This is a genomic window from Nocardia brevicatena NBRC 12119 (assembly GCF_000308495.1).
GTDB lineage: Bacteria > Actinomycetota > Actinomycetes > Mycobacteriales > Mycobacteriaceae > Nocardia > Nocardia brevicatena.
In genome coordinates, this window is the sequence record NZ_BAFU01000056.1 from 1 (window position 1) to 6,915 (window position 6,915).

Here is a 6,915-nt window from a genome sequence, read left to right on the forward strand (position 1 = left end):
CCTGCGCACCCCTACGTGAGCTGATCGACCCTGACGACATCGCCACCGCCTACCGCATCCAAGAGCGGTTCAACGCCGCCCGACTCGGTCCGGACGTCACAGTGGTCGGGCGCAAGATCGGCGCGACCTCGGCGGCCGTCCAGCAACAGCTGGGCGTGGACCAGCCCGATTTCGGGGTGCTGTTCTCCGATATGGCCTACGCCGACGGTGACGTGATCCCGATCGACCGACTGCTGCAGCCGCGCGCCGAAGCGGAGATCGCGTTCATTCTGGGTGAAGACCTCGCCGACGGTCCGCTCGATACCGCGCAGTGCCGGGCGGCGGTCGCCGAGGCCGTGGCAGCGCTGGAGATCGTCGACAGCCGCATCACCGACTGGGATATCTCCTTCGCCGATACGGTCGCCGACAACGCCTCCAGCGGGCTGTATGTTCTCGGCGACCAGCGGCGGACCCTCGACGATTTCGAGCCTGTCGAGGTCACCATGAGCATGCGGATCGACGGCACCGAAGTCTCCACCGGCACCGGGGCCGCCTGCCTCGGCGACCCGCTGAACGCCCTGTCCTGGCTCGCGCGGCAGGCCCGCACCTTCGGGGAGCCGCTGCGGGCGGGACAGGTGATCCTCTCGGGAGCACTGGGGCCGATGCGCCCGCTGCATCCCGGCGCCACCGTCACCGCCACCGTGGTGGGGCTCGGGACGGTGTCGGCTTCCTTCACCACTGTTTCGGAGGTTTCTCGATGAGCGACACCAGTATTCGCACCAAGGTCGCGATCATCGGATCGGGCAATATCGGCACCGATCTGATGATCAAGGTCATGCGGCATTCCCGGTTCCTGGAGATGGGGGCCATGGTCGGGATCGACCCGGACTCCGACGGCCTCGCCCGGGCCGCCCGCCTGAACGTCCCCCTCACCCATGAGGGAGTCGAGGGTTTGGTGGCGATGCCCGGGTTCGACGACATCGACATCGTGTTCGACGCGACCTCGGCGAAAGCACACCAGCACAACCATGCGCGGCTCGCACCCTTGGGCAAGCGCCTGATCGATCTCACACCCGCGGCGATCGGTCCTTTCGTGGTGCCGGCGGTGAACCTCACCCAACACCTCGACGCGGTGAACGTGAACATGGTGACCTGCGGTGGCCAGGCGACCATCCCGATCGTGTCCGCGGTCTCGCGGATCGTGCCCGTGGCCTATGCCGAGATCGTGGCCTCGATCGCGTCGAAATCCGCCGGGCCCGGCACCCGCGCCAATATCGACGAATTCACCGAGACCACCGCGCACGCCATCGAGGCTGTCGGCGGTGCCGAACGCGGTAAAGCGGTGATCATCCTCAACCCGGCCGAGCCCCCGCTCATCATGCGCGATACGGTCTTCTGCCTGGTGAACGCCCCCGACGGGGATTCCCACGCCCGCATCCGCGCGTCGGTGGCGAAAATGGTCGAGGATGTGGCGGCCTATGTTCCGGGCTACCGGCTCAAACAGGAAGTCCAAGTGGACCCCATCCCACCGGATCAGCCGGTCCACACCCTGCTGTCCCCGCAGAACGTGGCCTTCCCGACGCACCGGGTCTCGGTCTTCCTCGAAGTCGAGGGCGCCGCGCACTACCTGCCCGCCTACGCGGGGAATCTCGACATCATGACCTCGGCCGGACTTCAGGTCGCCGAGCGGATCGCGCAGAACACCCAGCAGAAGGAGAACGCACGATGATCTCGTCCGAACCGGCGACGGCGGTGTTCGTCCAGGATGTAACGCTGCGGGACGGGATGCACGCCATCCGGCACCGGATCACCCCCGAGAATGTGGGGCGGATCGTGGCGGCGCTCGACGCCGCCGGGGTCGACGCCATCGAGGTCGCCCACGGCGACGGGCTGGCCGGCGGATCGGTCAACTACGGTCCCGGCTCGCACACCGACTGGACCTGGATCGAGGCCGCCGCCGCGAATCTGCGGCGCGCCCGACTGACCACGCTGCTGCTGCCGGGTGTCGGCACGGCCGAGGATCTGCGGCGCGCCTACGACCTCGGTGTGCGCTCGGTGCGGGTCGCGACCCACTGCACGGAAGCCGACGTCGCCGCCCAGCACATCGCGACAGCACGCGAGATCGGTATGGATGTCTCGGGGTTCCTGATGATGAGCCATATGGCCGAACCTGCCGAACTCGCCGGTCAGGCCAAACTGATGGAGAGCTACGGCGCGCACTGCGTATACGTCACCGATTCCGGTGGAAGACTCACCATGGACGGCGTGCGCGACCGCATCCGCGCCTACCGCGATATCCTCGATCCACAGACCGAACTCGGTATTCACGCCCACGAGAACCTGTCATTGTCGGTCGCCAACTCCGTGATCGCCGTCGAGAACGGGGCGACCCGGGTCGACGCATCGCTCGCGGGACACGGCGCAGGGGCGGGCAATACCCCGATCGAGGCCTTCGTGGCGGTGGCCGGCGTACTCGGCTGGAAACACGGCTGCGATGTTTTCGCACTACAGGATGCCGCCGACGATATAGTCCGGCCACTGCAGGACCGCCCCGTCCGGGTGGACCGCGAAACCCTCACCCTCGGCTACGCCGGGGTGTACTCCAGCTTCCTCCGGCACGCCGAGGCGGCGAGCCAACGGTACGGAATCGATGTCCGCACCCTGCTCATGGAAGCCGGCCGACGCCGACTGGTGGGTGGCCAGGAGGACATGATCGTGGACATCGCGCTCACGATGGCGGCCGAACGGCAGTCCGCACAGCAGACCGTCTGAGGGTCCGGGTTGGGGGACGTCTCCGGTAGCGGGATGCGATAACACACCACTCGGTAACACCTGAGTGCTCGCGGAATAAAAGACGCCGTGCTGCGGGAGGGCTCTCGACGGCGACGACTCGACCTCCCGCAGCGGCGCTCACGGACGTGTTGCACGCTGAGAACGCCGGCTACCACGAGACGTTGCGCCCACGTCGGCTGCAGATGATCGCTATCGGTGATGCCATCCGGTACCGGGCCCGCCCGCTCGGCTGCCTACGGCCGGACCCGGCCTGTTCCTGGTGTACGCGGTCTGCGGGGTGTTCGTGTCCTTCATTTTGCGAGCTCTCGCCGAACTTGCGCCCCATCGCCCTTCCGCGGGCTCGTTGTCTCCTACACCCGCGAGTTCTATGACGAGAAGCTCGCCTTCGGCGTCGACCGGTGGTGCTTCTTCCGGTAGTGCACGAGCGGGATCGTCGACATCACCGCTATCACGACCTCCATGCACTACTGGAATGTTTTCGAGGTCATTCCCCTCGGGGATGGTGGTGGGTTCAGAACGGTTCGGCGGGCAGGTACTTGCCGTCCAGGGTGATCACCGCGCGCTCACCGCTCTCGGGATCGGGAACCTTCTTCACGTCGAGCTTGAAATTGACAGCGCTGATGATGCCGTCGCCGAACTGTTCGTGGATGAGCGCCTTGAGGGTAGTGCCGTACACCTGCAGCATTTCGTAGAAACGGTAGATCATCGGGTCGGTCGGGACCCCACCGGGGATCGATCCCCGGGTCGGGATGATCTGCAGTAGGGCCGCTGCCTCGTCGCCGAGATCGAGCAGGGCTGCGACAGCCGTGGCGGCCTGCTCCGGCAGCGGATGCCGGCCGAGCACCGCGGCGGTGACGAACGCGGTCGAGTAGCCGGCGGCGTCGGCGATTTGCTGCCAGGTGAGGTCCTTGGCGATCTTGGCCTCGACCGCGGCGGCGGCGAGAGCCTGCCGAGCGATGGGGTCGAACTGTGCGTGCATCACGATGGCCCATTCCTTTCGTCGAGCTTCCGCGCTGTCCCGGCGGCATGGATGGTGTGTAAGGGATTCGGGTAGCGACCGTCCGGTCGGAGCCGGAGGGGGACTTACGCCGCTGCCGATGTCGAATACCCGGCTTTCGACGATGACACCACACCGGCCGTCGGAGCGCGGGTGACCGTGGGATGGGAGCCAGGTCGACCGCCTGCGCAGGAACATCGGCCCGCACCGGCGAGGCCACCGCCTCGACACCGAATCGGATTGCGGCGGCGTCGGCGGGCCGGTGAGCGGGAACGAGGTTGCCCGCAGTGCGGATGACGAGCAGCTCGCCGGGTTCGCTGCCGGTGATCGGCTCGGGTACCGTGCGCGGGCGTCGGAGCAGCCGATGAACAGCGTGCCCGGCGCGCGCGGATACGTCGCCCGCCGTCACAGGCGCCGGCGAGCACACGGCCACCCTTCCGTACCGACGCTGACGACCACCGATACCGCCCTCGACGGTCGGCCGCCGCGGACGGCGACGCCGAGCGGACGCGAGAGCCGATCACGGGCGGCGCCGGTATCGAGACCCGCGACAACTGCGGCCGGACGCCGTTGGTCGCCGTGACCGAGAACCGCGCCACCTCGGCGGCGCGGTCGAACCGATATCGTCACGATCCTGTCTGATCACCTGAATCGCAGGCAGCGATGAGCCGCCCGGCGACGACCGCGATCGACCAAGCCGTCACGTCCTCGCTCGGTTCCTCCTCTCGGAGACCGCGGCCCGCGGACGGCGACGCCGAAGACCTCGGCAGGAGCGTTGCGTTAACCGTTCGAATCCGCCGAGCGGTTCGGACGCAGCGTCCTGTCGCCGGTCGTGAGCAGACCCCTGTGACCGCGAAAACCTCTGTGGCGCCGATGTATTCTCGACGACAGGGGCACGCTCCTTCGACAGCGGGCGCTCTGGACCAGAAAGGGTACGATGACGGGCCGGTGGCTCCTTCGCTGTGTCCTCGCGGCGGGAATGGCGGCAACAGCAACGGTATCGGGCGATACCACCCAATTCCCCTTCTACCATCAGCGGTTGCGCTGGATGGCATGTGAGAGTGAGCTTCTGGCTGCGGTGGGCGCGGAATGCGCCGACGTCGTGGTACCACTCGACTACCACGACCCGCACGGTCGCACCATGACGGTGGCGATCTCGCGGGTACGTGCCACCGACCCCGACCGGCGGCGTGGGGTATTGCTGTCCAATCCGGGCGGACCGGGAGCTTCGGGCCTCGACAGCGTCGGGCTGCTCGGTGACGTGCTCTCGCCCGATGTGCTGGTCCAGTACGACCTGGTCGGGATGGATCCACGCGGGGTCGGCGCGTCCGACGCGCCCGGACCGTGCGGATGGGCTGTTCCGGAGATGGTCCGCTCCGCGGGGGTCGACGAGAGCGGATTCGCGCACGAAGTCGCGCTCGCGCGGGATATGGCAAGCACCTGCCTGAACGAAGATCCGGAGAAACTGCGCCGGCTCACCACCCGCAACACGGCCCGCGATATGGACCTGGTGCGCAGCGTGCTCGGCGAGGAAGAAATCAGCTATTTCGGATTGTCCTACGGAACCTACCTGGGGGCGGTCTTCACCCAGATGTTCCCGAACCGCAGCGACCGGGTGGTCCTCGACAGCGCCATCGATCCCGATCGGTACTGGGCAGGACTGGTTCAGGACTGGGGTCCGGCCGACGAAGCGGCCCTCGACGATTGGGCGGGCCGGATAGCGCGGCACGATGAGCGTTACCACCTCGGTGATACAGGGCAGCGGGTGCGCATGCTCATCGAGGATCTGATCCGCCAAACCGCGCAGCGTCCGATCGTGGTAGACGGCTATCCCATCGACGACCATCTCCTACCGTTTCTACTGCACAACCTGCTCAGAAGCTACCAACTCGACGACACCCTGGCCGCCACCGTCCGCGAACTCCTCGATGCCGCCCAGGGCAGTCCGAGTCCCGATCCGACGGCCTCCGGGCTCGCGGATACCTTGGAGGCCCTGCGGAGCTCGGAGAATTCCGCATTGGCCGTTATCGCCTGCGGCGACGTAGGCGCACCCATCGATCCGGCCTGGTACCAACGCAATATCGAACACGCCCGCGCCGCCCAGCCGGTCTTCGGCGCACTCGCCAACAATATTCAGCCGTGCGCGTTCTGGCCGCGCCCACTCGAGCCGCCCACCGTTATCCGCAATGCGGTTCCCGCACTTATCCTGCAAGCGACAGGCGACATACGGACCCCGTACCACGAAGGTGTCGGCCTGCATCGAGCGATGTCCGGTTCTCGACTGGTCACCCTGCAGGACGTCCGCATCCATCTCACGTTCCGCCCCGGCCTCAGCACGTGCGTGAACGACATCATCAACGGTTACTTCGGCGACGGCCGGCTACCGACAACCGATATCACCTGCCATGCCGATCCCACCGAGCATCCGTAGCCGCACCGGGAAAGGTGACACCATTTCGCCGAACAACGCGCCCTCGGCAACCCGCTGACCCGCCACACCGATTCGGGCCTGCCGTGGCGACAAAGGCCTATCGGCCCCGCCGTCCGCCACCCCGAACGTCCGATGGCGGCTTCCCCGCTCGGCGTGGTCCGGAACGTTGTCCTGCGCCCATGGCCCTACCCCACTCGCCATCACGCCAACCACGCCGGAAGGCCCGTATCGGGTCGAGGTCGCACCGCGGGCGACGGAGCTTGTGGGTACTCGCCCTCGTCACGGTGCACGATCGGCCCGTGCGGGCCCCGCGACTCGCGGCCACGCAGATAGATCACCACCCCCGGCCCTCGGTCGTAATTCTTTCCATCGCTTCGACAAGTTGTGACCTGCAATCGCAGCGACAGGAACCGAAGACGCATTCCGAGTGCACCCGCGTCAACACCGGCTCCGGTCCGGTGATGTCACCGTGGACGAGCACGATGCGTTCACCACCGTCGTCGATCGCCCGGTACCCCAGCGCGGTGAAGTCACCGGCCCGCGTCGGCAGGCGAGTCTCGGCCACCCGCTCGACCAGACGTTCGTGCCGGCGCCGGTAACGCGCCAGACTCCCGATCGAGATCATGGCCAACTCGTTCCGGTCGGCGAATTCGCGCCTTACGACTGGCCTGCTCGACCCGGGAAAAGGTAGGACCTCGTGGCCAGGGTAGGGAGT

At 67.1% G+C, this 6,915-nt stretch carries 6 protein-coding genes and 1 pseudogene; 4 read left to right on the forward strand and 3 right to left on the reverse strand.

Going from position 1 to position 6,915, the window contains the following annotated elements; all coding sequences use genetic code 11:
* From ON20_RS13960 to dmpG, 3 genes are all read left to right on the forward strand, one after another.
* A partial coding sequence (locus ON20_RS13960) for a 2-keto-4-pentenoate hydratase (RefSeq protein ID WP_040835911.1) occupies positions 1–740 on the forward strand: 740 nt, incomplete at its 5' end.
* Positions 737–1,708 carry an acetaldehyde dehydrogenase (acetylating) gene (locus ON20_RS13965; protein WP_040835912.1) on the forward strand — a complete coding sequence of 324 codons (972 nt, stop codon included), beginning with the start codon at positions 737–739 and terminating at the stop codon, positions 1,706–1,708. The genes ON20_RS13960 and ON20_RS13965, both read left to right, overlap by 4 nt.
* Positions 1,705–2,751 carry a 4-hydroxy-2-oxovalerate aldolase gene (dmpG, locus tag ON20_RS13970; RefSeq protein ID WP_040835913.1) on the forward strand — a complete coding sequence of 349 codons (1,047 nt, stop codon included), beginning with the start codon at positions 1,705–1,707 and terminating at the stop codon, positions 2,749–2,751. Before ON20_RS13965 ends, dmpG begins: the two co-directional genes overlap by 4 nt.
* A gap of 532 nt (positions 2,752–3,283) precedes the next feature.
* Here dmpG and cynS read toward each other — a convergent pair.
* Positions 3,284–3,754: a cyanase gene (gene cynS, locus ON20_RS13975; RefSeq protein ID WP_040835914.1), complete on the reverse strand. Its 471-nt coding sequence runs from the start codon at positions 3,752–3,754 to the stop codon at positions 3,284–3,286.
* Positions 3,755–4,043: 289 nt separating this feature from the next.
* Positions 4,044–4,202: pseudogene (locus ON20_RS38880) on the reverse strand (hypothetical protein); the annotation flags it as partial.
* A 546-nt stretch (positions 4,203–4,748) separates the two neighbouring features.
* On the opposite strand from ON20_RS38880, the gene ON20_RS13980 reads away from it, so the two are divergent.
* Entirely contained in the window at positions 4,749–6,200 is a 1,452-nt protein-coding gene (locus ON20_RS13980; RefSeq protein ID WP_245547228.1) for an alpha/beta hydrolase, read from the forward strand.
* A gap of 334 nt (positions 6,201–6,534) precedes the next feature.
* Here ON20_RS13980 and ON20_RS38885 read toward each other — a convergent pair whose 3' ends face one another.
* On the reverse strand, positions 6,535–6,825 hold the full coding sequence (locus tag ON20_RS38885; protein ID WP_040835916.1) for a bifunctional 3,4-dihydroxy-2-butanone-4-phosphate synthase/GTP cyclohydrolase II: 291 nt from the start codon (positions 6,823–6,825) through the stop codon (positions 6,535–6,537).
* Positions 6,826–6,915 lie beyond the last annotated feature (90 nt).